Source organism: Microbacterium sp. CIAB417, from assembly GCF_022788845.1.
The window spans coordinates 85,916-112,560 of record NZ_JAHZUT010000011.1 but is presented as its reverse complement, the minus strand read 5'-3'; the positions used below and the strand labels follow the sequence as shown (position 1 = coordinate 112,560).

29 protein-coding genes and 1 tRNA gene are annotated in these 26,645 nt (G+C 70.5%); 8 read left to right on the top strand and 22 right to left on the bottom strand.

All coding sequences use genetic code 11. The features are described from left to right. Positions 1-42 precede the first annotated feature (42 nt). Positions 43-702 (bottom strand): translation initiation factor IF-3, encoded by a 660-nt coding sequence (gene infC / locus KYX17_RS28665; RefSeq protein ID WP_243232619.1) that lies wholly within the window; start codon positions 700-702, stop codon positions 43-45. Positions 703-908: 206 nt separating this feature from the next. On the opposite strand from infC, the gene KYX17_RS28660 reads away from it, so the two are divergent. After that, on the top strand, positions 909-1,295 hold the full coding sequence (locus tag KYX17_RS28660) for a DUF1844 domain-containing protein (RefSeq protein WP_243232617.1): 387 nt from the start codon (positions 909-911) through the stop codon (positions 1,293-1,295). Between the two features lie 153 nt (positions 1,296-1,448). On the opposite strand, the gene KYX17_RS28655 is transcribed toward KYX17_RS28660, so the two are convergent. From KYX17_RS28655 to KYX17_RS28625, 7 genes are all read right to left on the bottom strand, one after another. Next, complete coding sequence (locus tag KYX17_RS28655; RefSeq protein ID WP_243232615.1) at positions 1,449-1,847, bottom strand: hypothetical protein; 399 nt, start codon at positions 1,845-1,847, stop codon at positions 1,449-1,451. Between the two features lie 19 nt (positions 1,848-1,866). Next, on the bottom strand, positions 1,867-2,679 hold the full coding sequence (locus KYX17_RS28650) for an SseB family protein (protein WP_243232612.1): 813 nt from the start codon (positions 2,677-2,679) through the stop codon (positions 1,867-1,869). Then, positions 2,663-3,409 carry a bifunctional 1-(5-phosphoribosyl)-5-((5-phosphoribosylamino)methylideneamino)imidazole-4-carboxamide isomerase/phosphoribosylanthranilate isomerase PriA gene (gene priA, locus KYX17_RS28645; RefSeq protein WP_243232610.1) on the bottom strand — a complete coding sequence of 249 codons (747 nt, stop codon included), beginning with the start codon at positions 3,407-3,409 and terminating at the stop codon, positions 2,663-2,665. Before priA ends, KYX17_RS28650 begins: the two co-directional genes overlap by 17 nt. Before the next feature lie 114 nt (positions 3,410-3,523). Further along, positions 3,524-4,159: an imidazole glycerol phosphate synthase subunit HisH gene (gene hisH / locus KYX17_RS28640; RefSeq protein WP_243232608.1), complete on the bottom strand. Its 636-nt coding sequence runs from the start codon at positions 4,157-4,159 to the stop codon at positions 3,524-3,526. Beyond that, a complete protein-coding gene (gene hisB / locus KYX17_RS28635; protein WP_249224358.1) occupies positions 4,156-4,755 on the bottom strand; it encodes an imidazoleglycerol-phosphate dehydratase HisB in 600 nt (199 codons plus the stop codon). Before hisB ends, hisH begins: the two co-directional genes overlap by 4 nt. Then, the gene (locus KYX17_RS28630; protein WP_243232607.1) at positions 4,752-5,843 is read right to left on the bottom strand and encodes a histidinol-phosphate transaminase; all 1,092 of its coding nucleotides are present in this window, start codon (positions 5,841-5,843) and stop codon (positions 4,752-4,754) included. The genes hisB and KYX17_RS28630 overlap by 4 nt, the downstream gene beginning before the upstream one ends. Positions 5,844-5,877: 34 nt before the next feature. Next, on the bottom strand, positions 5,878-6,237 hold the full coding sequence (locus tag KYX17_RS28625) for a LysM peptidoglycan-binding domain-containing protein (protein WP_243232606.1): 360 nt from the start codon (positions 6,235-6,237) through the stop codon (positions 5,878-5,880). 279 nt (positions 6,238-6,516) lie between these two features. Here KYX17_RS28625 and lexA point away from each other — a divergent pair, with 279 nt between their 5' ends. Further along, complete coding sequence (lexA, locus tag KYX17_RS28620) at positions 6,517-7,203, top strand: transcriptional repressor LexA (protein WP_243232605.1); 687 nt, start codon at positions 6,517-6,519, stop codon at positions 7,201-7,203. Positions 7,204-7,265: 62 nt separating this feature from the next. Here lexA and metE read toward each other — a convergent pair whose 3' ends face one another. Together metE and KYX17_RS28610 are read right to left on the bottom strand one after the other, a co-directional pair. Continuing rightward, positions 7,266-9,581, bottom strand: a complete 2,316-nt coding sequence (gene metE, locus KYX17_RS28615; protein WP_243232604.1) for a 5-methyltetrahydropteroyltriglutamate--homocysteine S-methyltransferase — start codon at positions 9,579-9,581, stop codon at positions 7,266-7,268. Between the two features lie 21 nt (positions 9,582-9,602). After that, entirely contained in the window at positions 9,603-10,553 is a 951-nt protein-coding gene (locus KYX17_RS28610; protein ID WP_243232603.1) for a methylenetetrahydrofolate reductase, read from the bottom strand. Between the two features lie 222 nt (positions 10,554-10,775). Between KYX17_RS28610 and KYX17_RS28605 the strand changes: the two genes are divergently transcribed. Further along, positions 10,776-12,641, top strand: coding sequence for a prolyl oligopeptidase family serine peptidase (locus tag KYX17_RS28605; protein WP_243232602.1), 1,866 nt, complete (start codon positions 10,776-10,778; stop codon positions 12,639-12,641). A gap of 14 nt (positions 12,642-12,655) precedes the next feature. Here the strand turns inward: KYX17_RS28605 and smpB are convergent, their stop codons facing one another. The 3 genes from smpB to ftsE are packed head-to-tail and all read right to left on the bottom strand — an operon-like array spanning position 12,656 to position 15,144. Beyond that, on the bottom strand, positions 12,656-13,132 hold the full coding sequence (gene smpB / locus KYX17_RS28600) for an SsrA-binding protein SmpB (protein WP_243232601.1): 477 nt from the start codon (positions 13,130-13,132) through the stop codon (positions 12,656-12,658). Positions 13,133-13,183: 51 nt separating this feature from the next. Then, complete coding sequence (gene ftsX / locus KYX17_RS28595) at positions 13,184-14,098, bottom strand: permease-like cell division protein FtsX (protein ID WP_243232595.1); 915 nt, start codon at positions 14,096-14,098, stop codon at positions 13,184-13,186. After that, complete coding sequence (ftsE, locus tag KYX17_RS28590; protein WP_243232594.1) at positions 14,095-15,144, bottom strand: cell division ATP-binding protein FtsE; 1,050 nt, start codon at positions 15,142-15,144, stop codon at positions 14,095-14,097. The genes ftsX and ftsE overlap by 4 nt, the downstream gene beginning before the upstream one ends. 178 nt (positions 15,145-15,322) lie before the next feature. Here ftsE and KYX17_RS28585 point away from each other — a divergent pair, with 178 nt between their 5' ends. Beyond that, the gene (locus KYX17_RS28585) at positions 15,323-16,381 is read left to right on the top strand and encodes a DUF2510 domain-containing protein (protein ID WP_243232593.1); all 1,059 of its coding nucleotides are present in this window, start codon (positions 15,323-15,325) and stop codon (positions 16,379-16,381) included. A 64-nt stretch (positions 16,382-16,445) separates the two neighbouring features. Here the strand turns inward: KYX17_RS28585 and prfB are convergent, their stop codons facing one another. Then, entirely contained in the window at positions 16,446-17,558 is a 1,113-nt protein-coding gene (gene prfB / locus KYX17_RS28580; RefSeq protein ID WP_243232592.1) for a peptide chain release factor 2, read from the bottom strand. Between the two features lie 71 nt (positions 17,559-17,629). Between prfB and KYX17_RS28575 the strand changes: the two genes are divergently transcribed. Next, a complete protein-coding gene (locus KYX17_RS28575) occupies positions 17,630-18,880 on the top strand; it encodes an MFS transporter (protein ID WP_243232591.1) in 1,251 nt (416 codons plus the stop codon). A gap of 2 nt (positions 18,881-18,882) precedes the next feature. On the opposite strand, the gene KYX17_RS28570 is transcribed toward KYX17_RS28575, so the two are convergent. From KYX17_RS28570 to KYX17_RS28540, 7 genes are read right to left on the bottom strand one after another with little or no spacing between them, the layout of a single operon-like run. Beyond that, complete coding sequence (locus KYX17_RS28570) at positions 18,883-19,299, bottom strand: pilus assembly protein TadG-related protein (RefSeq protein ID WP_243232675.1); 417 nt, start codon at positions 19,297-19,299, stop codon at positions 18,883-18,885. 5 nt (positions 19,300-19,304) lie between these two features. Next, positions 19,305-19,760, bottom strand: coding sequence for a TadE family protein (locus tag KYX17_RS28565; protein ID WP_243232590.1), 456 nt, complete (start codon positions 19,758-19,760; stop codon positions 19,305-19,307). Further along, a complete protein-coding gene (locus tag KYX17_RS28560) occupies positions 19,726-20,127 on the bottom strand; it encodes a TadE/TadG family type IV pilus assembly protein (protein WP_243232589.1) in 402 nt (133 codons plus the stop codon). The genes KYX17_RS28565 and KYX17_RS28560 overlap by 35 nt, the downstream gene beginning before the upstream one ends. A 3-nt stretch (positions 20,128-20,130) precedes the next feature. After that, positions 20,131-20,328, bottom strand: a complete 198-nt coding sequence (locus KYX17_RS28555) for a hypothetical protein (RefSeq protein WP_243232588.1) — start codon at positions 20,326-20,328, stop codon at positions 20,131-20,133. A 32-nt stretch (positions 20,329-20,360) separates the two neighbouring features. Further along, a complete protein-coding gene (locus KYX17_RS28550) occupies positions 20,361-21,299 on the bottom strand; it encodes a type II secretion system F family protein (RefSeq protein WP_243232587.1) in 939 nt (312 codons plus the stop codon). Beyond that, a complete protein-coding gene (locus tag KYX17_RS28545) occupies positions 21,296-22,156 on the bottom strand; it encodes a type II secretion system F family protein (RefSeq protein ID WP_243232584.1) in 861 nt (286 codons plus the stop codon). The genes KYX17_RS28550 and KYX17_RS28545 overlap by 4 nt, the downstream gene beginning before the upstream one ends. Beyond that, positions 22,153-23,295: a CpaF family protein gene (locus KYX17_RS28540; protein ID WP_243232581.1), complete on the bottom strand. Its 1,143-nt coding sequence runs from the start codon at positions 23,293-23,295 to the stop codon at positions 22,153-22,155. Before KYX17_RS28540 ends, KYX17_RS28545 begins: the two co-directional genes overlap by 4 nt. 156 nt (positions 23,296-23,451) lie before the next feature. Between KYX17_RS28540 and KYX17_RS28535 the strand changes: the two genes are divergently transcribed. The 3 genes from KYX17_RS28535 (at position 23,452) to KYX17_RS28525 (ending at position 25,799) form a co-directional block, all read left to right on the top strand. Next, on the top strand, positions 23,452-24,669 hold the full coding sequence (locus KYX17_RS28535) for an ankyrin repeat domain-containing protein (protein WP_243232579.1): 1,218 nt from the start codon (positions 23,452-23,454) through the stop codon (positions 24,667-24,669). 81 nt (positions 24,670-24,750) lie between these two features. After that, positions 24,751-24,832: transfer RNA gene (locus tag KYX17_RS28530), tRNA-Leu, on the top strand. A 208-nt stretch (positions 24,833-25,040) separates the two neighbouring features. Further along, positions 25,041-25,799: a DedA family protein gene (locus KYX17_RS28525; RefSeq protein WP_243232577.1), complete on the top strand. Its 759-nt coding sequence runs from the start codon at positions 25,041-25,043 to the stop codon at positions 25,797-25,799. Positions 25,800-25,820: 21 nt separating this feature from the next. Here KYX17_RS28525 and KYX17_RS28520 read toward each other — a convergent pair whose 3' ends face one another. Continuing rightward, positions 25,821-26,630 (bottom strand): Ku protein, encoded by an 810-nt coding sequence (locus KYX17_RS28520; protein WP_243232572.1) that lies wholly within the window; start codon positions 26,628-26,630, stop codon positions 25,821-25,823. Positions 26,631-26,645: the final 15 nt, after the last annotated feature.

Genomic DNA, 26,645 nt, shown 5'->3' with positions numbered 1-26,645 from the left:
CGACGGTGTTCACCCGCGCGATGCGGGAGTCTGCGGGGCGGATCACTCCGCCGGAGTCTCGGACGGCGCGTCCGTCGACTTCGCGTCGCGGGCGGCCTGCTTCTTGGCGTCCCGGACCGCGTTCTGCTCGGCCTTCGCCTCGGACTTGTTCTTCAGCGGCGCCACGACCATGACCATGTTGCGCCCGTCGATCGTGGGATTCGACTCGACGGTGCCGAACTCGGCGACGTCCTCGGCGAACTTGCGCAGCAGGCGCACACCCTGCTCGGGCCGCGACTGCTCGCGTCCGCGGAACAGGATCATGGCCTTGACCTTGTCGCCCGCCTTCAGGAAGCCCTCGGCGCGCTTGAGCTTCGTCGTGTAGTCGTGAGCCTCGATCTTCAGGCGGAAGCGGACTTCCTTGAGGATCGTGTTCGCCTGGTTGCGGCGGGCTTCCTTCGCCTTCTGGGCAGCCTCGTACTTGAACTTGCCGTAGTCCATGATCTTGACCACGGGCGGCTTCGAGTTGGGTGCCACCTCGACGAGGTCGAGGTCGGCTTCCTGCGCAAGGCGCAGCGCCGCCTCGATGCGGACGACGCCGATCTGCTCACCCGCGGGGCCGACGAGGCGGACCTCGGGGACGCGGATGCGCTCATTGGTGCGGGGATCGCTGATGCGGAACTCCTTAGACGATGGTTTCGGCCACCAGGATGCTGTCGGCATCCTGGGCGAAATCAGACTCGTCTCCCACCCGCCGGCATTTCAGACAGCCGGCGGCACCCTGTCTACCGGCTCGTCTTTCGAACGGAGCCGGCGGAGTGCAAGACCCGGTAGCCTGGAACGGCAAGCGCGGGTGGGAAGTGAATCCTCTTTCGTACCGGAACAAAACGTTCCGGAGCCCGGCACAGTCTAACAGAAGGCAAGGCGAAGTGACGACTCAGGCAGCAGGCGACGACCACCGGCACGAGGAGTGGGCGAGGCAGGAGGACGCCGCCACCGCCGCATCCCGGGACATCGCCGATGTCCCTGCCGTCGAGGTCATCACCACCACCGCCGTGCACCTGATGAGCGCGGCGGCCGTCAAGCTCGGCCTCGCCGACGACCCGGACACCCAGCTCGACCTCGACGAGGCGCGCAAGCTCATCAACGCGCTGGCCGGACTCATCAACGCGGGGGCTCCCGAGATCAGCGATATGCACGCCCGCTCGCTGCGCGACGGTCTGCGCTCCCTGCAGCTCGCATTCCGCGAGGCCTCGGCGATCCCCGACCCGATCGGCAAGGGCCCGGGCGAGAAGTGGACCGGTCCGGTCACCTGAGACGCGCCTCCCCCACCCGCTCGTCGAGCGAGCCCCACCCGTTCGTGAGCGAGCGAAGCGAGCCGAAACGCTCCCACCCGTTCGTCGAGCGAGCCCCACCCGTTCGTTGAGCGAGCGAAGCGAGTCGAAACGTGCTCACCCGCGGACTCCGATTCAGCCGCCCAGAACGATGGGATCGGCGATCGAGGGGCCACCGCACGCCTCGGTCGAATGCGTCCAGTCGACGGCGTGTTCGGTCTCGTCGGTCAGCGCGCCCGCCCGATAGACCCGTACGGTGACGTTCTCCGGCGTGCTCAAGTCGATGAAGCCGAACGACCAGGTGTGCTCGTCCGTGGTGACCGTGATCGCCGGAGCATCCGCCTCACTCGAATCGGGCGCCGGCGAGCACGTCGCATTCACGCAGAGCTGCACGAACACGGCATCTCCGACTGCCGTGGCGTCCACCTCGACGACGCTGATCCAGCCGATCGCCGGACATGCCTGCGGTGCGCACCCCGTCGCGGCTGCGAGCATGCCGAGCCCCAGCATCCCGACGGCCATCGCCCTGCGCATGGGTCGACCATAGCGGTCGTCAGACGCTGCGGCGGAGCTTGACCGTCAGGGAGTCCGCGAGCACGGCGATGCGGTCATCGGCTGCCCATCGCTGCGCGAGCCGCGCCAGCACAGCGTCGAGGACCTCGCGCTCCAGTCCGTCCACGAGCTCGAGGATGACGACGAGCTCCGGACCCCGCAGTCGCGCATCCGGGTCGCCCGCGGCGACCGCGACGTCGATCACCGCGAGTTCGTGCGCGACGCTCTCCTGAAGAGCGGCGAACACCTCGGGCGACAGGAAGCTCGGCTCCCACCGCTGGCCCTGCGCCACCGCCCACACCGCCGGTCGCCGGAGCACGAACTCGGTGTCCGACGTCGGGTCCAGCACGATGAGGTCGGTGTCCTCGGCCGACGCCGCCAGCGCCGCCCGGACCGCCTCGACCGGGATCGGCCGTGCCGAGGCATCCCAGTTCCGCATCGCCTCGACCGAGGAGAACACCGGCTGAACGCGGCGGCCGTCCGGTGCCGCGACCGTGACGATGGACAGTTCCTGGGTCTTGTCGACGGTCAGCCCGCTCGGTGCCGTCCCCTCCTCGCCCTTCTCCGCGATGAGGGGGATCAGGACGCGGGCCCGGCGGAACGCGTCGACGACCTCCGCCTGGCTGCCGTCGCCGGCACGGAAGCGCACCAGCGCGTCGAGCAGCGCGGGGTCGGCGGACCCGTCATCCGCGACGTGCGGATTGGCCTCGAAGCTGCGCCCCTCCCACGGGACCCCGGCGGAATCGCCGGACCCGGACGGAGACGGTCGACCGGCGGGGGCGCCGTGATCGCAGGGGTCAGTCTCCTGCGACATCCAGTGCCTCGGCCAGCGTGAAGGCGCCCGCGTAGAGCGCCTTGCCCACGATGGCGCCCTCGACGCCCAGCGGCACCAGGTCGCGGAGCGCCGCGATGTCGTCCAGGCTCGAGATGCCGCCCGAGGCGACGACCGGCTTCGGGGTGCGCGAGGTCACCTCGCGCAGCAGATCGAGGTTCGGACCGCGCAGAGTGCCGTCCTTGGTGACGTCCGTCACCACGTAGCGGCTGCAGCCGGCCTCCTCGAGGCGGTCCAGCACCTCCCAGAGGTCGCCGCCTTCCTTCGTCCAGCCGCGCGCTGCGAGCGTCGTGCCGCGCACGTCCAGACCGACGGCGACGGCCTCGCCGTACCGGCTGATCACGTCGGCAGCCCACTCGGGGTTCTCCAGGGCTGCGGTGCCGAGGTTGATGCGTGCGGCGCCGGTCTCGAGCGCGGCCTCCAGGCTCGCATCATCGCGGATGCCACCGGAGAGCTCCACGTTGACCGAGCGGAACTGCTTGATCACCTTGCGCAGGATGCCCGCGTTCGATCCTCGGCCGAACGCGGCGTCGAGGTCGACGAGGTGGATCCACTGCGCGCCCTGATCGACCCACTCGCCCGCAGCGTCCAGCGGGTCGCCGTAGCTCGTCTCGCTGCCGGCCTCACCCTGGGTGAGCCGCACCGCCTTGCCGCCCGCCACGTCGACGGCCGGGAGAAGGGTCAGACTGGGGGTTGACGCGAAGTCGTTCATGTCGTCCTCGGGTGGGATGGAGGTGCTCCGTTCGCGGGCACGAGACACGAGACTAGTCCGCCGGGCCGTACGGTTCAAAACGATGACGCCGGAGTGACGTCGCCCGACGGTGGATCAGAGGCTGCCGACCCAGTTGCGCAGCAGCTGGATGCCCGCTTCTCCGGATTTCTCGGGGTGGAACTGCGTGGCGGACAGCGGGCCGTTCTCGACGGCGGCGAGGAAGGGCGAGCCGTAGGTGGTCCAGGTCAGCCGTGGCTCGGGGAACGGAGGCATGACCTCGAGCTCCCAGCGCTGAGCGGCGAAGGAGTGCACGAAGTAGAACCGTTCCTGCTCGATGCCGCGGAACAGCACGCTCCCCTCGTCCGGGGTCACGGTGTTCCATCCCATGTGGGGCAGGACCGGGGCGTCGAGCTCCGTGACCACGCCGGGCCACTCCCCCAGCCCTTCGGTGTCGACACCGCGCTCGACGCCGTGCTCGAACAGCACCTGCATGCCGACGCAGATGCCGAGGACCGCGCGGCCGCCGGCGAGCCGGCGTTCGATGATCTCATCGCCGCCGTGCGCCGCGAGCGCCTCTCGAACCGCAGCGAACGCTCCCACCCCGGGGACGACCAGCCCGTCGGCCTCCAGCGCCGCCGTGCGGTCGCCGGTGAGCACGGCGTCGGCACCCGCGGCGACGAGCGCCTTGACGGCCGAGTGGACGTTGCCCGACTCGTAGTCGAAGACGGCGACGCTCGGGCGGTCGGTCACAGCGCGCCCTTGGTGGACGGGATGCCCGAGACCAGCGGATCCAGGGCCTTCGCCTGACGGAACGCACGGGCGAACGCCTTGAACTCCGCCTCGGCGATGTGGTGCGGGTCCCGACCGCCGAGCACCCGCACATGCACGGTCAGGCCGGCGTTGAAGGCGATCGCCTCGAAGCAGTGGCGCACGAGCGAGCCCGTGAAGTGCCCGCCGATCAGGTGGTGCTCGAACCCGGCAGGCTCTCCCGAGTGAACGAGGTACGGTCGGCCGCTGATGTCGACGACCGCCTGCGCGAGCGCTTCGTCCAGTGGCACGAGCGCATCGCCGTAGCGGGAGATGCCCGACTTGTCCCCCAGCGCCTCCCGGATCGTCTGGCCGAGCACGATCGAGATGTCCTCGACGGTGTGGTGGGCGTCGATGTCGGTGTCCCCCGAGGCGCGGACCGTGAGATCTGTGAGCGAGTGCTTCGCGAACGCCGTCAGCAGGTGGTCGAAGAACGGCACCGAGGTGTCGATCTGGCTCGCGCCGGTGCCGTCCAAGTTCAGGTCGAGTTCGACGGAGGACTCGGACGTGCTGCGGCTGCGGCGGGCGGTGCGACTCATGTGGCCGATTCTATCGAGGCCAGCGCGTCCAGGAACGCCGTGGTCTCGGCCTCGGTCCCGGCCGTGACGCGCAGGTGCCCGGGGATGCCCACGTCGCGCACGAGGATCCCCTTGTTGTAGAGCGACTGCCAGGTCGCCTTCGGATCGGCGACGCCTCCGAACAGGACGAAGTTCGACCACGACTCGTGCGGCTGATAGCCGAGCGCTTCGAGCGTCGCCGTGATCCGGTCGCGCTGCTCGACGATCTCGTCCACCATCGCGAGCATCGTGTCCGCGTTGCGCAGCGCGGCCACCGCGGCAGCCTGAGTGAGCGCGCTCAGGTGGTAGGGAAGGCGCACGAGGCGCAGGGCGTCGATGAACGCCGGATCCGCCGCGAGATACCCGACCCGGGCGCCGGCGAACGCGAACGCCTTGCTCATGGTCCGGGACACGGCCAGTCGCGGTCGGCCCTCGAGAAGAGTCAGAGCGGACGGCGCGTCGCGGGGGGCGAACTCCTGATACGCCTCGTCCACGACGACGATCCCACGAGCCGCGTCGTAGACGGCTTCGACGACATCGAGTCCGAGCGGGGTCCCGGTGGGATTGTTCGGGGTGCAGAGCAGGACGATGTCGGGATCCGCGGACCGGACCTGCTCGGCGGCCTCCTCCGGGCTGATCGTGTGGTCCGGGTGCCGGGTGCCCGCGATCCAGGTGGATCCGACTCCCTGCGTGATGAGCGGATACATGGAGTACGTCGGCGCGAAGCCGAACGCCGTGCGCCCCGGTCCGCCGAAGGCCTGCAGGATGTGCTGCAGCACCTCGTTGGAGCCGTTACCGGCCCAGATCCCGTCAGCCGCGAGGTCGTGGCCCAGGTACTCGGCGAAACTCTCCCTGAGAGCGGTGAACTCCCGATCCGGATAGCGGTTCACATCTCGGAGTGCGACGGCGATGTCGTCGAGGATGTCGCTGGCCACGGCATCCGGAACCGGGTGGGTGTTCTCGTTGACGTTCAGCGCGACCGGCAGCGGGGCCTGAGGGGCTCCGTACGGGGTGAGACCGCGCAGATCGTCGCGGAGGGGAAGGTCTTCGAGGGAAGTCACCCTCCCCATGCTAGCGAGGGCGCGCGAGGCGGAGCGCCGCGGGTCAGCCGGCGTAGGCCGCGGGGATCGCGAGCTCCTCGCCGACCATGAGCACGCCGCCGTCGAGCAGGTTGAGCTGCCGCAGTGCGTCGACGACCTCGCGGGGATCGACGCCCGGGGCGACGTCCTCGGCGATCGACCACAGCGTGTCACCGGGCATGACCGTGACCGTCTCGAACGACGCGGTCACCTCATCGCCGCCGGCGTAGGCGGATCCGCCGCTGAGTGCGGCGAAGGCCAGGCCGATCGCGAGCGGAAGCGCGGCCAGGGCGAGCAGCACGCGACGACCGCGCGCCGTCAGACGCAGGCGCGTGGCGGCTGCGGGGCGACGGATGGACGGTGCCGTGACGGTGATGCTGCTCATGATGCTGCTCCTCGTGCTCTTCTCCCCGGTGGGGCTTTGGCGTAGCGTTCGCATTCCCCGCTCGGCCGGGAGCGGGGGATGCGAAGCTACGTACCGAATGTATCTTCGATTTCGAATCGATGTCAAGTCTTCTTCGAAATCGCATCCTCGGATCCTCCGACACGCTCGAACAGATCTTCCGCAAGCCCGGATTCTCGGATACGGTTTCGCTGTAGACACCACACCACGGGCCTCCGACATCGGCGCGGGAGCACCGGACCGGCCCACGAAGGAGCAGCCATGAGCGACGCAACAGCCCCCGGCAGCGAGGCACCGCGCACTCGTCGACGCAAGAGCCTCAGCGCCAAGCAGATGGCGATCCTCGAGGTCATCCAGACCTCGATCGCGCGGCACGGCTACCCGCCCAGCATGCGCGAGATCGGCGACGCCGTGGGTCTCAAGTCGCTCTCCAGCGTCACCCATCAGCTCGGCCAGTTGGAACTGAGCGGCTACCTGCGACGCGACCCGGGCAAGACCCGCGCCATGGAGGTGCTGATCGATCTGCCGGGCACGGGTGTCGAGAACCCCGCGGACGCCGCCCCGCCGGTCGGGGACGCCGCGCTCGTCCCCCTGGTCGGACAGATCGCCGCCGGCGTGCCGATCACGGCGGAGCAGCAGGTCGAGGAGATCTTCCCGCTGCCACGGCAACTCGTGGGCAAGGGCGATCTGTTCATGCTGAAGGTCAACGGCGAGTCGATGATCGACGCCGCTATCTGCGACGGCGACTGGGTCGTAGTGCGCACCCAGAACACCGCCGAGAACGGCGAGATCGTGGCCGCCATGCTCGACGGCGAGGCCACCGTCAAGACGTTCCGCCGCCGCGACGGCCACACCTGGCTTCTCCCCCGCAACTCCGCGTTCGAACCGATCCTCGGTGACGACGCGACGGTCCTCGGCAAGGTCGTGGCGGTGCTGCGCGCCGTCTGATCTCCCGCGAACGACGAAAGGTCCCTCCCGGGCGGGAGGGACCTTTCGTCGTGTAACAGCCGTCAGGCCGGGACGGACACGTCCTCGCGCACGTGCCGGGTCGCCTCGACGATGTTGCGCAGCGACGCGGTGGTCTCGTCGTACCCGCGCGTCTTGAGGCCGCAGTCCGGGTTCACCCACAGCTGCCGGTTCGGGATCGCGGCGGCCGCACGTCGCAGCAGCGATTCGATCTCATCCGTGCCGGGGACGCGCGGCGAATGGATGTCGTAGACACCAGGGCCGATGCCGTGGTCGAACCCGACCTCGGCAATGTCGTCCACGACGTCCATGCGGCTGCGGGCCGCCTCGATCGACGTGACGTCCGCGTCGAGGGCCCGGATCGCGTCGATCACGACACCGAACTCGGAATAGCACAGGTGCGTGTGCACCTGGGTGGCGGCCGCCGCTCCGCCGGTCGCGAGTCGGAACGAGTTCACCGACCAGTCCAGGTAGGCAGGCTGATCGGCCTTCTTCAGGGGCAGCAGCTCGCGCAGCGCCGGCTCATCGACCTGGATGATCGCGATGCCGGCGTTCTCGAGATCCGCGATCTCCTCGCGCAGGGCCAGGGCGACCTGATTCGCCGTCTCCCCCAGGGGCTGGTCGTCGCGCACGAAGGACCACGCGAGGATCGTGACCGGTCCGGTCAGCATGCCCTTCATGTGCTTCTCGGTGCGCGACTGCGCGTACGTCGACCAGGCGACCGTGATGGGCGCGGGGCGGGACACGTCTCCCCACAGGATCGACGGGCGCGTCGCCCGCGAGCCGTAGGACTGCACCCAGCCGTTCTCCGTGACGGCGAATCCGTCGAGGTTCTCGGCGAAATACTGCACCATGTCATTCCGCTCGGGCTCGCCGTGGACGAGGACATCCAGGCCGAGCTCCTCCTGCAGCGCAACGACACTGTCGATCTCGGCCCGGAGGAAGTCCTCGTACTCGGCCTCGGTGATCTCCCCGCGGGTGAAACGGGCACGGGCACGGCGGATGTCGCCGGTCTGGGGGAAGGACCCGATTGTCGTCAGCGGCAGAGCCGGCAGTCCGAGCGCCGCCTCCTGAGCCGCCTCTCGTTCCGGATACGAGACCCGCGCGAAGTCGGCATCCGAGAGCGAGCGCTCGCGCACGGCGCCGTCGCGGACGCCCGGAGCCGACAGCCGGTCGGCGAGCGCCGCGGATGCCGCGTCGAGGTCGGCTTGGATCGCTGCGCGTCCTTCGCCGAGACCTCGTGCGAGCGTCACGACCTGCGCGACCTTCTGGTCCGCGAAGGCGAGCCACGACACCAGGCGCTCGTCCAGCTTCGACTCGTCGGCGACGTCGTGCGGGACGTGCAGCAGCGAGGTCGACGTGGCGGCCGCGACCCGAGCGGCACCCAGGGCGCGCAGCTCCTCGAGCGTGCTGAACGCCGCAGCGAGGTCGCCGCGCCAGATGTTGTGGCCGTCGATCACGCCGCCGACGAGGATCTTGTCCTCCAGCCCCGCCGCGGCGGCCGGAACCGAACCGCGCACCAGGTCGACGGCGATCGCCTCGACCGGCGCAGCGGCGAGGACCGGGAACACGGCGTCCAGGGCGGCGTAGGGCGCCGCGACGAGGATCGACGGGCGGTCGGCCGCCCCTCCCAGGACCGCCAGTGCGCGCTCCGCCGCGGCAGCCAGCTGGTCGGTGGATGCGGGCAGCGACTCGCTGACGAGCGCGGGTTCGTCGAGCTGGACCCACTCCGCTCCGGCTGCGCGCAGGCGGCCCAGGAGCTCGACGTAGACGGGAAGCACGTCCTCGAGGCGCGACAGCGGGTCGAAGCCCTCCGGCGCGTCGTCCGACGCCTTGGCGAGAGCGAGCAGCGTGACCGGACCGACAACGACGGGGCGGGTCACGAACCCGGTGGATGCGGCCTCGGCGACCTCTCGGACGAGACGGTCGCTGGAGAGGGAGAAGGACGTCTCCGGTCCGATCTCGGGGACGAGGTAGTGGTAGTTGGAGTCGAACCACTTGGTCATCTCGAGAGGGGCGCGGTCTCCCTCGCCTCGGGCGACCGTGAAGTACGCGGGCAGCCCGATCGTGCCGTCTGTCTCACGGAGGTCCTCGAAGCGCGCCGGGATCGCGCCGACCGTGATCGCGGCATCCAGGACCTGGTCGTAGTACGAGAACGACTCCGGGATCGCGGAGTCGTCGCGCCCCAGTCCCAGCGACGCGAGGCGCTCACGGGTCGCGGCACGCAGGTCCGCGCTCGTCGCCTTGAGCTCCTGCTCGTCGATCCGGCCGGCCCAGAACGCCTCGACGGCCTTCTTCAGCTCGCGACGGCGCCCGATCCGGGGGTAGCCGAGGATGGTGCCCTCGGGGAATGCGGTCATGGTGGGTCCTTTCAGAGGGGGCTAGCGGTGAAGCGCGGGAAGGATGTCGGCGGATTCGAGGACGTCCAGCACGGTCTCGTGCTGGTTGAACGCGTACAGGTGCACGCCGGGGGCTCCCCCGGCGACGACCTCGCGGGCCAGATCCGCCGCCCAGTCGACGCCGATCCGCCGGCGTCCTTCGACGGTCGGCTCGACTTCGAGGGCGACCTGGAGCTCCCCCGGGATCTCCTCTCCGGTCAGCTCCAGCACACGCGCCAGCCGGGCGGGCGAGGTGATCGGCATGATGCCGGGGAGGATGGGGATCGTGACGCCGGCGCGCCGGGCGCGCTCGACGAACGCCAGGTAGTCGTCCGGGTGGAAGAACAACTGCGTGATCGCGAACGTGGCGCCGGCCGCCTGCTTGGCCAGCAGGGCCTCGACGTCCTGCGTGCGGTGCGTGGAACGGGGGTGACCCTTCGGGAAGGCTGCGACGGCGATGCTCACCTTGCGCCGGGGCGCAACGCGGGCGGCTCCCGGGATGCCGGGGACGGGCGACTCCTCGTAAGGGGCGCGCTCCGCCTGCACGCGGTCGATCAGCTGCACCAGCTGGGCCGCGCTCTCGAGGTCCCCGAGGAACGGCTGCTCCTGCCCGGCGGGCGGGTCGCCGCGCAGTGCGAGGAAGCTGCGGATTCCGGCATCCAGGAACTCGCGGATCAGCCGGCCGGCGCCCTCATAGGTGTTGCCGACGCAGGTGAGGTGCGCGAGCGGCTCGACGTCGGTGTGCTCGCGGATGTAGCGGAGCACTTCGAGCGAACGCCCTCCCGTGGATCCCCCGGCCCCGTACGTGACCGACAGGAACGCGGGTCCCGCGGCCGCCAGGCGGCGCACGGTCTCGTGCAGCGCGTCCTCGCTGGACGGGGTGCGAGGCGGGTACAGCTCGAAGGAGAACGGCACGCGCGAGGCACCGGCGGTGGTGGAGTCCTCGGAGGACATGTTTCTCTCCTGTGACAGGGCGGACACGGGGCGGCCGCGAAAGGCGCTGCGCTTCGCGGGCGGATGCCGGGCTCGGCTGTCGCTCCACGCTCCAGTGCGAACGGGGCGTTTCCATGACGGTAGGGCACCCCGCGCTCCCGGCGCATCTGTGTGACGCCATGTGTCGGGGCCGGTGGCCGCGCAGATCCCGCATCGACCGGGCCCATCTCCTAGGCTCGAGAAATGCCCCAGCCGTTCGGTACCTGGCCTTCTCCGTTCCACGCCGTCGACATCGCGGGTGCCGCACCGAGGATCGACGGCGCGCGCTTCGTCCGCGACGAGGTCTGGTGGGGCGAGTCCGTGCCCGCCGAAGGAGGACGCATCACGGTGCGCAGCTCGGCAGGACACGAAGTCCTCCCCGCACCGTGGAGCGCTCGATCCCGCGTTCACGAATACGGCGGCGGGGCTTGGACGGCGGACGCGCACGGCATCCTCTACTTCGTCGAGGCCCGGGACCAGCGTGTGCACCGGCTCGTCCCCGGCGGCGAGCCGGAACCGCTGACGGCGGCCGGACCCGCCCACGGTGGACTGCGCGTGCAGGACGGACGTCTCCTCGCCGTGCGGGAGGACCTCACGGCCGAACCGCACCGGCGGGCGATCGTGGAGATCCCGCTCGACGGTTCGGCGGCCGGGGACGCTGCTGCGACGATCGTCCACGCCGAAGGGCCGGGGTTCTTCGCCCACCCCGCGCTCTCGCCGGACGGCACACGGATCGCCTGGGTGCAGTGGTCGGGAGAGCGGATGCCGTGGGAGAGCGCTCAGGTGCATGTCGCCTCCGTCGGTGCGGACGACGACGCCGTGCTGCCTTCGCACGCCGCCCTGCAGCCGGAATGGGCGGACGACCGCACGCTGCTGTACTCGGACATCCCGGACGACCGCTGGACGCTGCATCGGATCGCGCTCGATGGCGTCTCACCCGCCGGAACCGCTGCACCGGTCGGCCCGAGCGACGCGGACACCGGGTACGGCCTGTGGGTGCTGGGCAACCGCTGGTACCGGCCGCTCGCCGACGGTCGCATCGTCGCGGTGCGCACGAACGGGCGGGATGAGGTCGTGGTGATCGATCGCGACGGGGATATCCGCCCTCTGGGCCTGCCCTGCGACGGACACGTCAGCATCGACGATGTCTCCGGAACCCGCGTGCTGGTCACGGGCAACGGCTCGACCGTCGCGCCCGGCGTGTGGTCCGTCGAGGTCGATTCCGGCGAGACGGTCGCCGTCGTCGGAGGCGGACCGGTCGACTCCGCCTGGATGCCGGCGGCGATGCGGATCGTCGTGGACGGAGCGTCGGGCCCGGTGCACGCGTTCGCGTACCCGCCGGCGAACCCGGAGATCGCCCCGCCCGCGGACGAGCTGCCGCCCTACATCGTGTTCGTGCACGGCGGACCGACCGCGCACGTCACGGGAGCAGCGTCGGCGGCCATCTCCTACTACACGAGCCGAGGCATCGGCGTCCTGGACGTGAACTACGGCGGATCGACCGGATACGGACGCGCCTATCGCGAACGCCTCGACGGGAAGTGGGGCATCGCGGACGTGGACGACGTGCTGGCGGCGGCGCGCGGTCTCGCGGAGGCCGGCCTCGCCGACCCGGACCGCCTGGCCATCCGAGGCAGTTCGGCCGGAGGCTGGACCGTGCTGTGCGCGCTCGTGCGCGGCGGCGTGTTCGCCGCGGGGATCAGCCGCTACGGCGTCACGGACCTGCGCGCTCTCGCCGCGGACACTCACGACTTCGAGAAGAACTACCTCGACGGACTCGTCGGTCCCCTCCCCGAGGCCGAGGCCGTCTACGTGGAGAGATCGCCGCTGACGAACGCGGATCGGATCGACGTCCCCGTGCTGCTGCTGCAGGGCGCGGACGACCCCGTGGTGCCGCCGTCGCAGTCCGAGGGCGTCCGCGACGCCCTCGCGGCACGCGGCATCGATCACGAATACGTGCTGTATCCGGGCGAAGGACACGGTTTCCGCAGTGCGGAGACGATCGTCGACGCTCTGGAACGAGAACTGGGCTTCCTCGGCCGGGTGTTCGGCTTCACTTCGACTCGCTGACGCGAGCGACCGTCCTACTCCCCCAGCCGGTTGCGCAGCCGCATGGCGCGCTCGGCCTCGCGGCTGTCCTGACGCTCGCGCAGCGCCTGACGCTTGTCGTACTCGCGCTTGCCCTTGGCCAGCGCGATCTCGACCTTCGCCCTGCCGTCCGAGAAGTACAGCTTCAGCGGTACGAGCGTGTACCCGCCGGCCGACACCGCGTGCTGCAGCTTCTGGATCTCCTCGCGGTGAAGCAGCAGCTTGCGCACGCGCTTGGCGGCGTGGTTGGTCCAGTGCCCCTGGGAGTACTCCGGGATGTGCACGGCGTCGAGGAACGCCTCGTTGCCCTTGATGAACGCGTACCCGTCGGTGAGGTTCGCCCGCCCCTGGCGCAGCGACTTCACCTCGGTGCCGGTGAGCACGAGTCCCGCTTCGTACGACTTCTCGATCGTGTAGTCGTGACGTGCGCGACGATTGGTCGCGACGACCTTCTCCCCGCGTTCCCTGGGCATGGTGCTCTCCTGACTCCCCGCCGTGCGGGCGCACGGCAGCCTGTCAGCCTATCAGGTGCGCAGCCAGCGACGGATCGCGAACCCGGCGGACAGCGCCGCCAGCACGACGCCGATCGCGATGAGGATCGGCACCACCAAGGCGGCATCCTGCATCGTCACCCAGGTCGTGATCGAGGGGACGCGACCCCGCAGATAGCCGTTCACCCCGAAGTGGACGCCGGCCACGACCGCTGCGCTCGCGAGCGCGGAGCCCAGGAAGGCCGCGAAGACGCCCTCCAGCACGAACGGCGTCTGGATCACCCGGTTCGACGCGCCCACCAGGCGCATGATCCCGATCTCCTTGCGCCGCGCGTACGCCGACAGTCGGATCGTCGTCGCGATGAGCAGCACGGCGGCCACGAGCATGAGCACGGCGATGCCGACCGCGATGTACGTGGCCACGGTCAGCGCGGAGAAGAGCGGATCGAGGTACTTCAGCTGATCGACGACCTCCTCGACCCCCTGCACGCCGGTGAACGACTCGGCGATGACGCGCGACTGCGCGGGATCCTTCAGGGTCACCCAGAAGCTCTGCTGCATCTGATCCTCGGTGAGCACGCTCGCCTGGTCGTCGCCGAGCAGCTCAACGAGGTTCGCGTAGGCCTCGGCCTTGTCCTCGAAGCGCACGCTGCTGATCAGGGGCGACAGCGCGTCGCCGTCCAGCTCGGCCTGCACGGCATCCAGCTGATCCTGCGTCGCCTCGCCCTCGGTGCACGTGCCGGTCTCGGAGACCGGGGAGCACATGTAGACCGCGACCTGCGCACGCTCGGACCAGTAGGCCCGCATGGTGGAGATCTGCTCCTGCATCAGGATCGCCGCGCCGACGAAGGTGAGGGACACGAAGGTCACCAGCACGACGGAGATGACCATGGAGGCGTTGCGCCGCAGGCCCACCAGGGCCTCGGTCAGAATGAGTCCGATCCTCATGATGTCGGCCCCACTTCGTCGTCGTCCTTGTCCACGAGCCCGAGACGATCAGCCACCCCCACCTCGGCGATGTCGACCTCGGGGAGGGCGATCGGGTGGGTGCGGGGCGTCTCGGGCGTCGGGCCGGTGTCACCGGATGCCGCGGAGACGGGCGCCTGTGCGGCCCCTGCGCCCGCAGCGGGCGGCGTCGTCAGTGCCGGGGTCGCGGCGGCGCGTCCCTTGGCCTCCTGCATCCGCGCGATCGTGGCCGAATCCAGCGGCGGGATCGACGCCGTCTCCCGCTGGACCTCCTGCACGGCGGTGAGGGCCGCGGCCGCGGCCGCGCCGCGCTCCTGCTCAGGCGTCAGCAGCGGGATCGCGGAGGTGTCGCCGTATCCGCCGTGCACCTCGTCGCGGACCATCTCGCCGTCGCGCAGCTCGATCACGCGACGCTGCATCTGGTCGACGAACGCCGCCTCGTGCGTCGCCATGAGCACGGTCGTCCCGCCGGCGTTGATGCGGGCGAGCAGCTGCATGATGCCCACCGAGGTGGCGGGGTCGAGGTTTCCGGTCGGCTCGTCCGCGAGAAGCACCTGCGGCCGGTTCACGATGGCGCGCGCGATCGCGACGCGCTGCTGCTCACCACCCGACAGCTCATGCGGCATCCGCTTCTGCTTGCCGTCCAGACCCACCAGGGCCAGCGCCTCCGGCACCGCCTGCTGGATGAAGCCGCGCGACGAACCGGTCACCTGGAGCGTGAACGCGACGTTCTGGTACACGGTCTTGGACGGCAGCAGCCGGAAGTCCTGGAAGACGGAGCCGATGTGGCGCCGGAAGTACGGCACCTTGCGGTTCGCGAGCGAACGGAGGTCGCGGCCGAGGACGGCGACGCGACCCGTGGTCGGAACCTCCTCGCGCAGGATGAGGCGCAGGCAGGTCGACTTGCCGGAGCCCGAGGCGCCGACGAGGAAGACGAACTCCCCGCGCTGCACTTCGAAGTCGACCCCCGACAGGGCAGGGCGTTTGGTGCCCCGATAGCGTTTGGTGACGTTCTCGAACCGAATCATGGCGCTACGAGCCTAAGCGCGAGGAGCGCGCGCCCCGCGAGCGACACCCCTCCCGGGGCGCGCTCGCCCGCACTCACAGATGTCTCATAGGACTGGTATAGATGAGGGAGGGCGCCCGGGAGGGGCGAGCCCTGCGTCCGTGCCGCGCACAGCAACCGGCGCGAGAACTCGAGGAGACATGAGCACCCCTGCAGGCTGGTACGACGACGGTTCGGGCCGTCAGCGCTGGTGGGACGGCACGCAGTGGACGGAGCACTTCGCTCCGGCTGCCGAGACCGCCACGGGCACGGATGCCGGGCTGACGCCCGCGGCTGCGGCGCCGGCTCAGCCGGCCGACGCGCCGGCGTTCGCGCCGCCGACGATCCCGGCTTCGCCCGACGGCGGCCTGCCGCCGTACGCCGCGCCCGCGGCCCCGGCCGCCGCACCCGCGCAGGCCTACCCCGCCGCGGCGCCTGCGGAAACCGCTCCGAAGAAGAAGCCGCACGTGCTCGCGTGGATCGCGCTGGCCGTCTCCGTGATCGGATTCATCTTCGCGTGCATCCCCGGTGCACTCGTCGTCGGTTGGGTGCTTCTGCCGATCGGGCTCATCCTGTCGATCGTCGCCCTCTTCCTCAAGGGCGCGAAATGGCCTGCGATCACGGGTCTGATCCTCGCCGTCGTCGGCGCGATCGTGGGGGCGATCGTGTTCTTCAGCCTGCTGTTCGCGACCGCGCAGGAGGCGTTCGACGAGTTCACCGACTCGTCCGTCACGGAGGGTCCCGTCGACGATGCCGACGACGCCGACACGGATGACTCCGACGCGGGCGACTCCGACGAGGTCGGAAGCCGCGAGAACCCGGCCGCCCTGGGCAGCACGATCTCGGGCGAGGAGTACGACGTGGTCATCAACAGCGTCGCGCTGGACGCGACGGCGGACGTCCTCGCTGCCAACCAGTTCAACGAGCAGCCTGCAGAGGGCTACGCCTACGCCGTCGTGAACGCCACCGTGACCTACACCGGAGACGAGTCCGGCTACGCGCTCATGGCGATGATCGACTACGTCACGAGCACCGGAGAGGTGATCTCGAGCGCCGACTCTCTGGCGGTGCCGCCGGAGCCCGCGATCGGTCTGCAGGAGCTGTACACGGATGCCTCGGCGACCGGGAACATCGTCCTCGAGGTGCCGGTGGGAGATGACGGACTGCTCCGCGTCACGCCGGGGATGTTCGCGGACGAGGTGTTCGTGGCGGTGCAGTAGCAGCGCCCTGAGACGACGAAGCGGCCCCCGGTGGATCACCGGGGGCCGCTTCGTCGGCGACGTGTCAGTCGTCGTCATCCTTGCGCTTGCGCCAGCGGATGCCCGCCGAGATGAAGCCGTCCAGGTCCCCGTCGAACACCGAGGCGGGGTTTCCGGACTCGTAGCCGGTGCGCAGGTCCTTCACGAGCTGCTGGCCGTAGAGGAAGTACGAGCGCATCTGGTCGCCCCAGCTCGCCGTGATGTTGCCGGCGAGCTCCTTCTTCTTGGCCGCCTCCTCCTCCTTCTGCAGCAGCAGCAGGCGGGTCTGGAGCACGCGCATGGCGGCGGCACGGTTCTGGATCTGCGACTTCTCGTTCTGCATCGACACGACGATGCCCGTCGGAAGGTGCGTGATGCGCACGGCTGAGTCGGTCGTGTTGACCGACTGGCCGCCGGGGCCCGAGGAACGGAACACGTCGACGCGGATGTCCGCCTCGGGGATGTCGACCTCGGTGGCCTCCTCCATGAGCGGGATGACCTCGACGGCGGCGAAGGAGGTCTGGCGCTTGTCGGCGGAGCCGAACGGGCTGATCCGGGCGAGGCGGTGAGTGCCGGCCTCGACCGAGAGCGTGCCGAACGCGTACGGGGCGTCGACCTCGAAGGTGGCCGACTTGATCCCGGCGCCCTCGGCGTAGGACGTGTCCATGACCTTGACCGGATACTTGTGCTGCTCGGCCCAGCGCAGGTACATGCGCAGGAGCATCTCGGCGAAGTCGGTGGCGTCGTCGCCTCCCGCACCGGAGCGGATGGTGATGATGGCCGCGCGCTCGTCGTACTCGCCGTCCAACAGGGTCTGCACCTCGAGCTGGTTGATGATCTCCGTGAGCGCGGAGAGCTCGTTGCGCGCCTCGAGCGCGGAGTCCTCGTCGCCCATCTCGTTGGCGAGATCCACGAGGACCTCGAGATCGTCGAGGCGCTGCGCGATGCCGGTGATGCGCGCGAGCTCGGACTGGCGATGGCTGAGGGCGCTGGTCACCTTCTGAGCGCGCTCGGTGTCGTCCCAGAGATCCGGCGCACCCGCCTCTTCACTGAGCCGCGCGATGTCCTCGCGGAGACGGGAGACATCGACGACCTCGCTGATGTCGCCGAAGGTTTGCCTGAGCGCCTGGATTTCGGCGGAGAGATCGAGTTCGAGCATGACACCTCAGCCTATCCTGCTTCGCGCCGCGGCGAAGGGCCGCCGGGCAGCGCGCGAGTAGAGTGGCGGCGATGAGCAGCGCGTCCACGGTCCTGAGGCGGTTCGGGCCGATGGTGTACCTGCCGACCATCCTCTTCTCCCTCGGTGAAGGTGCTGTGCTCCCGCTGATCCCGGTGATCGCGGCGAACATGGGGGCCGACGTCGCCTCGGCCGCGCTGGTCGCCTCGGCCCTCGTGGTCGGCCAGCTGTGCGGCAACCTCCCGGCCGGCTGGGCTGTGGCCCGCATCGGCGAACGGTTCACGATGGTGATCGCCGGGCTGGTGTCGATGGTCGCCGTGATCGGGATGATCCTGTCGCCCTCGCTCGGTGTGTTCGCCGCGGCCGTGTTCCTGCTCGGGTTCTGCGCTGCCGCGTTCGGGCTCGCCCGGCATGCGTTCATGACGACGCGCGTGCCCGTCGACTTCCGGGCCCGAGCCCTGTCGCTGCTGGGTGGCAGCTTCCGCCTGGGCGTGTTCATCGGTCCGTTCGTCACGGCGGCCCTGCTGCAGATCTTCGCGGACGAGGTCGCCGCCATCTGGTTCTTCCTCGCGTGCCTCGCGGTCATGGTCGTGCTCGTGCTGTTCGGGCCGGATCCGGAGAAGACCACGCCGGTCGCGAACGGCACCCTCGCGGAGGACACCGGCGAGGCCGTCTCGGGATCGATTCCGACGATCGAGCGGGCCGGGGTGTTCCGCACCATGTGGCACCACCGCGGGGTGCTCGGCCGGCTCGGGCTGGCCGCGGCATCCCTGTCGGCCGTCCGCTCGGCCCGGCAGGTCGTGCTGCCGCTGTGGGGCGTGTCGCTCGGCCTGGATGCCCAGACCATCGCTCTCGTCGTCGGCGTCTCCGGGGCGATCGACTTCGCGCTGTTCTACGCGAGCGGGCAGGTCATGGACCGGTTCGGGAGGCTGTGGGCGGCCATGCCCGCGATGGTGCTGATGGGCAGCGGATTCCTCGTGCTGTCGTTCACGCACGACGGCGACGCCGCTGTGCTGTGGTTCGGGATGCTGGCGGCCGTGCTGGGCGTCGGCAACGGGCTGTCCAGCGGCATCCTGCTGACCCTGGGAGCCGATGTCGCCCCCAAGACCGAGCCCGCGGCGTTCCTCGGGTCCTGGCGGACGCTGACGGATGCCGGGGGCGCCGTCGCTCCGCTCATCGTGTCGGGCGTGACGGCCGTGGCGTCCCTGTCGGTCGCGACCGGGCTCATGGGCGTGGTCGGGCTGGTCGGTGCCCTCGGGTTCCTGCGCTGGATCCCCCGGTTCAGCCCACGGCAGCGGGACTGAAACTACTGCAGGGCGGTGCGGCTCGTCGCGGTCGCCTGCAGCTCGACGCCGTCGGGGACGAAGGGCGAGAACAGCGGCGGATGCCACGTGCCCGCGACCGTCACCCTGGCCGTGACGCCGTCCGGCGCATCGGCGGAGACGAGCCTCGCCCCGCCGGGCATCGCCGCGACGACGGCCTCCGCCTGCTCGAGGACCCCGTCGCCGGTGATCTCGGCGCGGACGTCCTCTCCCTCGACGACGAGCGTGAAGCCGTCGGAGCCCGCGAGCGCCGCGGCATCCGCCAGCGAGTCCAGGCGCTTCTGCGCGATGTACAGGTCGGTCGCGCACACGCACGCGAACACCACGGCGATCGCCAGCACGACGTATCCCAGGATCAACGGCAGGATGCTGCCGTCCTCGTCCGCCGCGATCGCACGCACGCGCCTCACCCGGAGCCCCACAACCGCGACATCTTCTGCGCCGCCTGCGCCTCGACAGGGATCGACGCGATCGTGTCGAGGCCGAGAACGGGCGGGACGAACGGCAGGGACACCCGCGTCGCGACCGTCACGATCACGGTCGCGCCCGGCGCCGGGCACTCCGCGGATGCCGGCCGGCACGAGATCGACACCTGCACGGATGCCGGATCCATGCCGTACTCCTCGACCACGCTCGTCAGAATCGCTTCGCTGCGAGCTGCGGCCGTTCCAGCATCCGGGGCCTGGCCCATCGCACGGGCGGAGTGACGGGCCGCCGCTTCGACGCCCAGGGTCTGCTCCTGCACGGCACCGAGCGTCAGCACGAGGTACACCAGCGGGACGAGCAGGATCACGCCGACGACGATGAACTCGAGCGCGGCCGAGCCCTCATCGTCCCTCGCCCAGCGATTCCAGCGGCGCATCCGCCTCCACCTCCAGCCCGAACGGGATTCCGATCAGCCCGAGCACCGGCAGCGTGGTGCGCACGCGCACGACCACGGCCTCGTGTCCGGACTCCGAGCGCCGGGACACGGTGATGTCCTCGGCGTAGTCGCTTCCCACCGCGGTCGTGATGACCGAGGCGGCGCGCGCGGCGCCGGCCTCCGGACCGGTGTCGGCGAGCGCGGCATAGTGCGCGCCCTCGGCGGCCGCGTCGTGCACGACGTTCCGGACGTACATCGCCAGGCCCAGCTGCAGCACGGCGAGCGTGAGCACGGTGAGGAGGGAGCCGACGAGAACGAACTCGACCGGACTCGACCCGCGCTCATCGCGCACGACCCGCCAGGACACGGCTCAGATTCCGGAGACCCGGGCGATCGCCTGTTCGAACAGCGAGGTGAGCGCCGGGCCGGCGACCGCCCAGATGAGCACCACGAGGCCCGCGGTCATCAAGGTCACGAGCACCCAGCCGGGCACGTCGCCGGTCTCGTCCTCGACGAGCGCGCGGGCCTGTGCATCCAGTCGGGCGCGCCACTGTCGCAATCGGGTCATGTCGGTTCCTTTCGTATCGGATGGGTCGCGGCTCAGCCGAGGCCGAGCCGGAGGATGAAGAGGCCGGGGAAGATCGCGAACAGGACGGACAGGGGAAGGATCAGGAAGACGAGGGGCAGGAGCATGAGGATCTCCTTGCGGCCGGCCTGCTCGATCAGTCCGCGCTTCGCGTCCTCGCGGGCATCCGCCGCCTGCGCGTGGAGGACGGCGGCCAGCGGCGCCCCGTGCTCCAGAGCAGCGATCACCTGATCGACCGCGCGCGACAGTCCGGGCAGCTGCAGCCGGGCGGACATCTCGCCGAGCGCGTCGGCGAGCGGCGAGCCCGTGTTGACCGCGAGGACGACGTGGCGCAGCTCCTCGGTGAGCTCCCCCGAGCCGACGCCGGCGACGCGCCGGATCGCGTCGAGAAGCCCCTCCCCCGCCGACAGGCACAGCGCGAGGAACTCGAGAGTGGTCGGCAGTTCTTCGCTGAGCCGGGTCATCCGGGCCCGGGCACGCGTGGTGAGCAGCATGTCGTAGCCGATCGCCGCGGCGGCCCCGCCCAGCACGGGAAGGAGTGCCGCCGGCGCCGTCATCCGGCCGCTCACAGCGAGCGCGATGACGACGAGAGCGCCCGCCGCGGCCCCCGCGAGACCCCAGCCGAGCTGCCGACCGCGGAAGGCGCCGGGCTCGAGAGGGCTGCCGGCCTGCGCGAGCCGCATCCGCAGGGCGTCTCCCCCGCCCAGCAGGCGATCGAACGCGTCGCGCGCACGGTCCCACGCCGATCGGCCGCTGGCGGAGAGCGCACCGGCGCTCGGCAGGATCCCGCGCGGCAGGAGCGCATCCGGCACGACGTCGCGCACGTAGGGCGCGATCCGCACGCTCAACGACGCGGCACGCCACCGCGGCAGGGACGCCAGCACGAACAGGATGCCGGCGGCGAGCAGGCCGCCGAGCAGAACCGCGATCGCGATGTCGGTGATCGCGGTCATCCGAACCACCGCTTGGGTTCGGGCAGGCGTCCGATCCGGATCATGATGCGGAACGCGACGACCGTGACGACGGCCCCGCTGACGATGACGAGCACGCCCTCGGGCGTGCCGTACGCCTCGGCGCCCTCCGGACGCATCGCCAGCAGGGCGAGGATCACCCACGGCGCCACGGCCCCGAGGACGGCGGCGCCGTGGATCCAGGACTGCTTCGCCTCGACCTCTCCGCGCAGAGCCGCGTCCGCCCTCACCGAGGACGACAGCGCCCTCAGCACCCCCGTCAGATCGGTTCCACCCACCTGGCGCGCCATCCGCAGCGTCTCGATGATCCGATCGGCGATGGGGTCGGCGAGCGTGGCCTTCAGTCGGTCGAGGCTCGTCTCGAAGCGGCCGGTCGCGCGCAGGTCGCGCGCGAACACGGCGAAGGCGGGTCGCACGGCGACCGGCGCGGACTCCGCGAGGCCCGCCACGGCGTCCGGGAGCGACAGCCCCACCCGGATCGCGGCGATGAGCAGATCGCACACATCAGGCCACAGCTGCCGCCGCGCCTTGCGCAGGCGCAGACGCCTGCCCCGCAGGTAGGCGACCGGCGCCGCGGCGGCGGCCGCGGCGCCGACGAGGGCGAGGGCCGCGAGCCCGGTCAGCAGCCACACCCCGCTGGCCGCGACCACGGCGGCGGCCAGCATGACGATCCCGAGGGTCCGCGCCCGCACACCGCCGAGACCGGCCTCCTCGAGCAGGCGGGTCAGCGCTCCGCGGCGCGGGGCGGGTTCCGCCGGGCGCTCACGCGGCGGCCACAGCCACGGCGACGCGCACAGCAGCAGTCCCGCGGCGAGCGCGACTCCGAGCAGCAGGGTCATGCGTGCACCTCCGCGCGCAGCACGGCCCGGGTGAGGATCCGCCCTTCGACGACCTCTCCGGTGGGTGCGAGGACCTCGGTGACGCGCCGCTCGCCGCCTGCATCCCGCGCGCAGTGCACGACGAAGGCGATCGACGACGCGATCGCGGGAGCGATGAAGGAGCGGTCGATGTTGCGTCCGGCCAGAAGAGGCAGGATGCTGAGCTTCTCGAGGGCCTCCGCCGCCGAGTTGGCGTGGATCGTGGCTGCACCGGGCACACCCGTGTTGAGCGCCAGCACGAGGTCGAGCGCCTCGGCATCGCGCACCTCGCCGATCACGAGCCGATCCGGCCGCATGCGCAGCGCCTCCTTGACGAGCCGTCGCAGCGTGATCTCCCCGACGCCCTCGAGGCCGGCCTGCCGACCCTGGAGGGCGACCACATCGGGGCCGTCCACGGCGAGCTCGAACGTCTCCTCCGCCGTGATGATGCGCTGCTCGTCCGCGCACGACGCCAGCAGAGCGCCGAGGAGCGTCGTCTTGCCGGCATGCGTCGCGCCGGAAACGAGGACGCTCCGGCCGGTGCGCATCGTCTGACGGAGCAGATCCGCGACGTCCGGCCGCATCATCCCCTGGGCGACGAGCGCATCCAGCGTCCGGTACCGAGGCAGGAACTTCCGGATGTTCACCGCCCAGCCGCCCCGCACCACGTCGGCGATCGCCACGTGCAGGCGCGAACCGTCCGGCAGCGAGGCGTCCACGAACGGCTGACTGACGTCGACGCGGCGCCCGGTGGTCTGCAGCATCCGCTCGACCAGGTCGCGGATCTCGGCGTCGGACAGCCGCACCGGCACCCGCTCGGCGACGCCGCCCCGGGCGACATGCACCCGATCCGCAGCATTGATCCAGATCTCCTCGATGGTGTCGTCCTCGAGAAGGGGCTGGAGCGGTCCGTAGCCGTGCACGGATGCGAGCACCTCTCGCACCAGCGCGCTCTCGTCGTCCACCATGGCCTCGCCGCGGGACAGCGCGAGATCGTTGTGCCGGCGCACCTCGGCCTGCGCGACACGACGAGCCTCGACCGGGTCCACGGACGGATCGGTGCGCTCGGCGCGCAGTCGCCGTCGCACGCGCTCGGCGACGACGGATGCTGGCTGGCTCACGCGAGCATCCTGTCAGGAATCCGTCAGCGGCCTCGGAAGTTATCCACAGGCTCGGGCAGCGCATCATCCGATCGGCCATCGAGCCGGCGCCGAGTGGACGATGCGCGCCTGTCGGCGGCGCGCCACGATCGAAGGACGCCGATCCCGGAGGTCCTCATGCGCCGCACCCCGTTCCTGCTCGCCGTCGCCGCGACCGCATCCGTCGCGCTCGTCGCCTGCACGGCGCAGACCCCGGATGCGGACCCGACCCCTGCCGGCGAGGCGTCGCCACCGCCGGCGCTCCGTCCGATCGACGAAGCGCTCATCGCCGCGGCGTGGGCGGACGACGTCGAACGCGCGACCCGGCTGATCGACGACGGCGCCGACGTGAACGCGCAGGACGACACGCAGCAGTCCGCGTTCCTCGTCGCGACGAGCGAGGGTCACCTCGACCTGCTGCATCTGGCTCTCGCCGAAGGCGCCGACATCACCGCCACCGACAGCTGGAACGGGACGGGCCTGATCCGCGCTGCGGAGCGCGGGCACGGCTATGTCGTCGGAGCACTGCTGCAGGCGGGCATCGACCGCGACCACGTGAACCGAATCGGATACCAGGCCCTCCACGAGGCGATCTGGCTCGGCGACGACACCGCGGAGTACGCCCTGACCGTGCGCGCTCTGGTGGCCGGCGGCGCGCAGCTCGATCGTGCGTCCGGATCCGAGGGCCTCACCCCGTTCGAGATGGCCAGGCAGCGTGGGCACGACACCGCCCGGCGCACGCTCGAGCGGGCGCTGTCGTCGCCGGAGCCGACCGATCCGGACGCGGCTCTGCGGGCAGCCGCCGAGGCCGGGGACGCGGATGCCGCAGCCCTCGCGATCCGCGCCGGCGCCGGCCTCGAGACGCGGGACGCCGACCAGCGCACCCCGCTCATGCTGGCCGTGCTCGCGGATCACGTCGCGCTCGCCCGACTCCTCGTGGCGATGGGCGCCGATCCGGACGCCCTCGACGCCCGGCGGGACACACCATGGGTGATGACCGGCGTCACCGGCAGCGTCGCGATGCTGGAGGCGCTGCTCCCCGGCCGACCGGATCTCACCATCCCGAACCGGCGCGGGGGAACGCCCGTCCATCCGGCATCCGAACGCGGTCACGTCGACTACGTCCGCCGGGCCGTCCAACTGGACATCGACCTGGACCGCGTGAACCTCAACGGGTGGACGGCGTTGCTCGAGGCCGTCGTGTTCGGGGACGGCGGTGCCGCCCAGCAGGAGATCGTGCGCCTGCTGCTCGAGGCCGGCGCGGATCCCGGAATCCGGGATGCGGAGGGACGCACGGCGCTCGATCACGCCCGCGATCGCGGGTTCCACGAGATCGCCGCTCTGCTGGGCGGATGATTCCGGAAACCCCGAACGGATCGCGGCGGCTGACCCGCCAGCGCGGATCCCGGTGCCGCGGCTAGACTGGCAACGCTCAGCGCGGGAGTGGTGAAACTGGCAGACACGCAGGATTTAGGTTCCTGTGCCCTCGGGCGTGTGGGTTCAAGTCCCACCTTCCGCACGAGCGGCGAGGCCGTGGTCCGAAGATCGCGGCGTCGGCGCTCACGCAGTAGACCGGCTCCTTGCAGCGCCGGGCCCCGCCGGCCCGGAGGCTCCGCGCGCCGCGCAGAGGCGCGTGGAGGGGGCCGGTGGGACTCAGGTCCCACCTTCCGCACACGGAGTGCGCACACGCGCACTCGACCGCCGATCGATCCGCACGACGGGACACCATGCATCACATCGCGCTCATCCCCTGGCTCGACCCCGCCACGATCATCGGCGCCGCGGGCCCCTGGGCCCTGCTCGTCGTGTGCTTCATCATCTTCGCCGAGACCGGGCTTCTCGTCGGCTTCCTCCTCCCGGGCGACACGTTGCTGATCATCGCCGGTCTGCTCACGCACACCAGCAATGTGTTCGGGGTCAACATCTGGTTCGTGTCGCTCCTGATCGCGTTGGCGGCGTTCGTCGGCGGTGAAGTCGGCTATCTGATCGGCCACAAGGGCGGACCGGCCGTCTTCGAGCGCAAGGAATCGGGACTGTTCAGCAGGAAGAACGTCGAGCGCACGAATGCCTTCTTCGAGCGCTACGGCGGGCTGACGGTGATCCTCGCGCGCTTCGTGCCGATCGTGCGCACCTTCGCACCCGTGGCCGCCGGCGTCGGACACATGCCCTGGCGCCGGTACTCGCTGTACAACCTCATCGGTGCCATGATCTGGGGTTTCGGACTCACCATGGTCGGTTACCTGATCGCCTACATCCCCTGGGTGCGTGACCTCGTCACCGAATACATCGACCTCATCCTGCTCGTCGCGGTCGGGGGGACGGCCCTGGTCACCCTCTGGCACTACTTCTCCGAGCGTCGGAAGGTCCGCAAGGAGCTGGCCGCCGGCGGCGACCCCGACACGGATGCCGCAGAGGCTGCCCAGCTCAGCCTGAACCCCGAGGTGTTCGACCGCGCTCCCGACCTGGACGGCGACGGCAAGCACTGACGCCGACGTCCTCACCAGGGCTCAGCCCGCGTCGCGCTTCTTGGCGCGGGACTTCTCGACGCTGGCGCGCAGCGCCTCCATGAGGTCGATGACCTCGCCTCCCTTGGCCGCCTCCTCGCCCTCCTCGCCGAAGGTCTCGGCGACGTCGAACGTGTCTCCGGCCTCGATCTTCGCGTCGATGAGCGTGCGCAGCTCCTTCTGGTACTCGTCGACGAACGCCTCGGGGTCGAAGTCGCTCGAATAGCTGTCGACGAGGCTCGCCGAGAGCTCGAGCTCCTTCTTCGAGATCTTCACGTCCTCATCCAGCGAGTCGAACGACGCCTCGCGGACCTCGTCGGCCCACAGCAGGGTCTGCAGCACGAGCACGTCCCCTCGCACGCGCAGCGCCGCGAGACGGGTCTTCTGACGCAGCGTGAATCGCACGATCGCCGTCCGGTCGGTCTGCTCCAGGGTCTTGCGCAGCAGCACGTATGCCTTCGGGGACTTCGAGTCCGGTTCCAGGTAGTACGCCTTGTCGAGGGTGAGCAGGTCGACCTGCTCGCTCGGGACGAACTCCACGACGTCGATCTCGCGGCTGCGCTCCGCCGGGAGGGCGTCGAGATCGTCCTTCGTCAGCACGACGCGCTGGCCGTCCTCCTCGTAGGCGCGATCGATGTTCTGGTACGGCACCACCTCGCCGCACACCTCGCAGGTCCGCTTGTAGCGGATGCGTCCGCCGTCCTCATCGTGCACCTGATGCAGCGGCACGTCGTGGTCCTCGGTGGCGGAGTACACCTTCACCGGGACGTTCACGAGCCCGAACGTCAGGGCGCCTTTCCAGATCGACCTCATGACACCAGTGAACAC

What these genes read in the sequence shown, in the direction of transcription:
- infC (WP_243232619.1), bottom strand. Translation starts at nt 702, where the DNA reads ATGCCGACAGCATCCTGGTGGCCGAAACCATCGTCTAAGGAGTTCCGC.
- KYX17_RS28655 (WP_243232615.1), bottom strand. Translation starts at nt 1,847, where the DNA reads ATGCGCAGGGCGATGGCCGTCGGGATGCTGGGGCTCGGCATGCTCGCA.
- KYX17_RS28650 (WP_243232612.1), bottom strand. Translation starts at nt 2,679, where the DNA reads ATGTCGCAGGAGACTGACCCCTGCGATCACGGCGCCCCCGCCGGTCGA.
- priA (WP_243232610.1), bottom strand. Translation starts at nt 3,409, where the DNA reads ATGAACGACTTCGCGTCAACCCCCAGTCTGACCCTTCTCCCGGCCGTC.
- hisB (WP_249224358.1), bottom strand. Translation starts at nt 4,755, where the DNA reads ATGAGTCGCACCGCCCGCCGCAGCCGCAGCACGTCCGAGTCCTCCGTC.
- KYX17_RS28630 (WP_243232607.1), bottom strand. Translation starts at nt 5,843, where the DNA reads ATGGGGAGGGTGACTTCCCTCGAAGACCTTCCCCTCCGCGACGATCTG.
- KYX17_RS28625 (WP_243232606.1), bottom strand. Translation starts at nt 6,237, where the DNA reads ATGAGCAGCATCACCGTCACGGCACCGTCCATCCGTCGCCCCGCAGCC.
- lexA (WP_243232605.1), top strand. Translation starts at nt 6,517, where the DNA reads ATGAGCGACGCAACAGCCCCCGGCAGCGAGGCACCGCGCACTCGTCGA.
- metE (WP_243232604.1), bottom strand. Translation starts at nt 9,581, where the DNA reads ATGACCGCATTCCCCGAGGGCACCATCCTCGGCTACCCCCGGATCGGG.
- KYX17_RS28610 (WP_243232603.1), bottom strand. Translation starts at nt 10,553, where the DNA reads ATGTCCTCCGAGGACTCCACCACCGCCGGTGCCTCGCGCGTGCCGTTC.
- KYX17_RS28605 (WP_243232602.1), top strand. Translation starts at nt 10,776, where the DNA reads ATGCCCCAGCCGTTCGGTACCTGGCCTTCTCCGTTCCACGCCGTCGAC.
- smpB (WP_243232601.1), bottom strand. Translation starts at nt 13,132, where the DNA reads ATGCCCAGGGAACGCGGGGAGAAGGTCGTCGCGACCAATCGTCGCGCA.
- ftsX (WP_243232595.1), bottom strand. Translation starts at nt 14,098, where the DNA reads ATGAGGATCGGACTCATTCTGACCGAGGCCCTGGTGGGCCTGCGGCGC.
- ftsE (WP_243232594.1), bottom strand. Translation starts at nt 15,144, where the DNA reads ATGATTCGGTTCGAGAACGTCACCAAACGCTATCGGGGCACCAAACGC.
- KYX17_RS28585 (WP_243232593.1), top strand. Translation starts at nt 15,323, where the DNA reads ATGAGCACCCCTGCAGGCTGGTACGACGACGGTTCGGGCCGTCAGCGC.
- prfB (WP_243232592.1), bottom strand. Translation starts at nt 17,558, where the DNA reads ATGCTCGAACTCGATCTCTCCGCCGAAATCCAGGCGCTCAGGCAAACC.
- KYX17_RS28575 (WP_243232591.1), top strand. Translation starts at nt 17,630, where the DNA reads ATGAGCAGCGCGTCCACGGTCCTGAGGCGGTTCGGGCCGATGGTGTAC.
- KYX17_RS28565 (WP_243232590.1), bottom strand. Translation starts at nt 19,760, where the DNA reads ATGCGCCGCTGGAATCGCTGGGCGAGGGACGATGAGGGCTCGGCCGCG.
- KYX17_RS28555 (WP_243232588.1), bottom strand. Translation starts at nt 20,328, where the DNA reads ATGACCCGATTGCGACAGTGGCGCGCCCGACTGGATGCACAGGCCCGC.
- KYX17_RS28550 (WP_243232587.1), bottom strand. Translation starts at nt 21,299, where the DNA reads ATGACCGCGATCACCGACATCGCGATCGCGGTTCTGCTCGGCGGCCTG.
- KYX17_RS28545 (WP_243232584.1), bottom strand. Translation starts at nt 22,156, where the DNA reads ATGACCCTGCTGCTCGGAGTCGCGCTCGCCGCGGGACTGCTGCTGTGC.
- KYX17_RS28535 (WP_243232579.1), top strand. Translation starts at nt 23,452, where the DNA reads ATGCGCCGCACCCCGTTCCTGCTCGCCGTCGCCGCGACCGCATCCGTC.
- KYX17_RS28525 (WP_243232577.1), top strand. Translation starts at nt 25,041, where the DNA reads ATGCATCACATCGCGCTCATCCCCTGGCTCGACCCCGCCACGATCATC.
- KYX17_RS28520 (WP_243232572.1), bottom strand. Translation starts at nt 26,630, where the DNA reads ATGAGGTCGATCTGGAAAGGCGCCCTGACGTTCGGGCTCGTGAACGTC.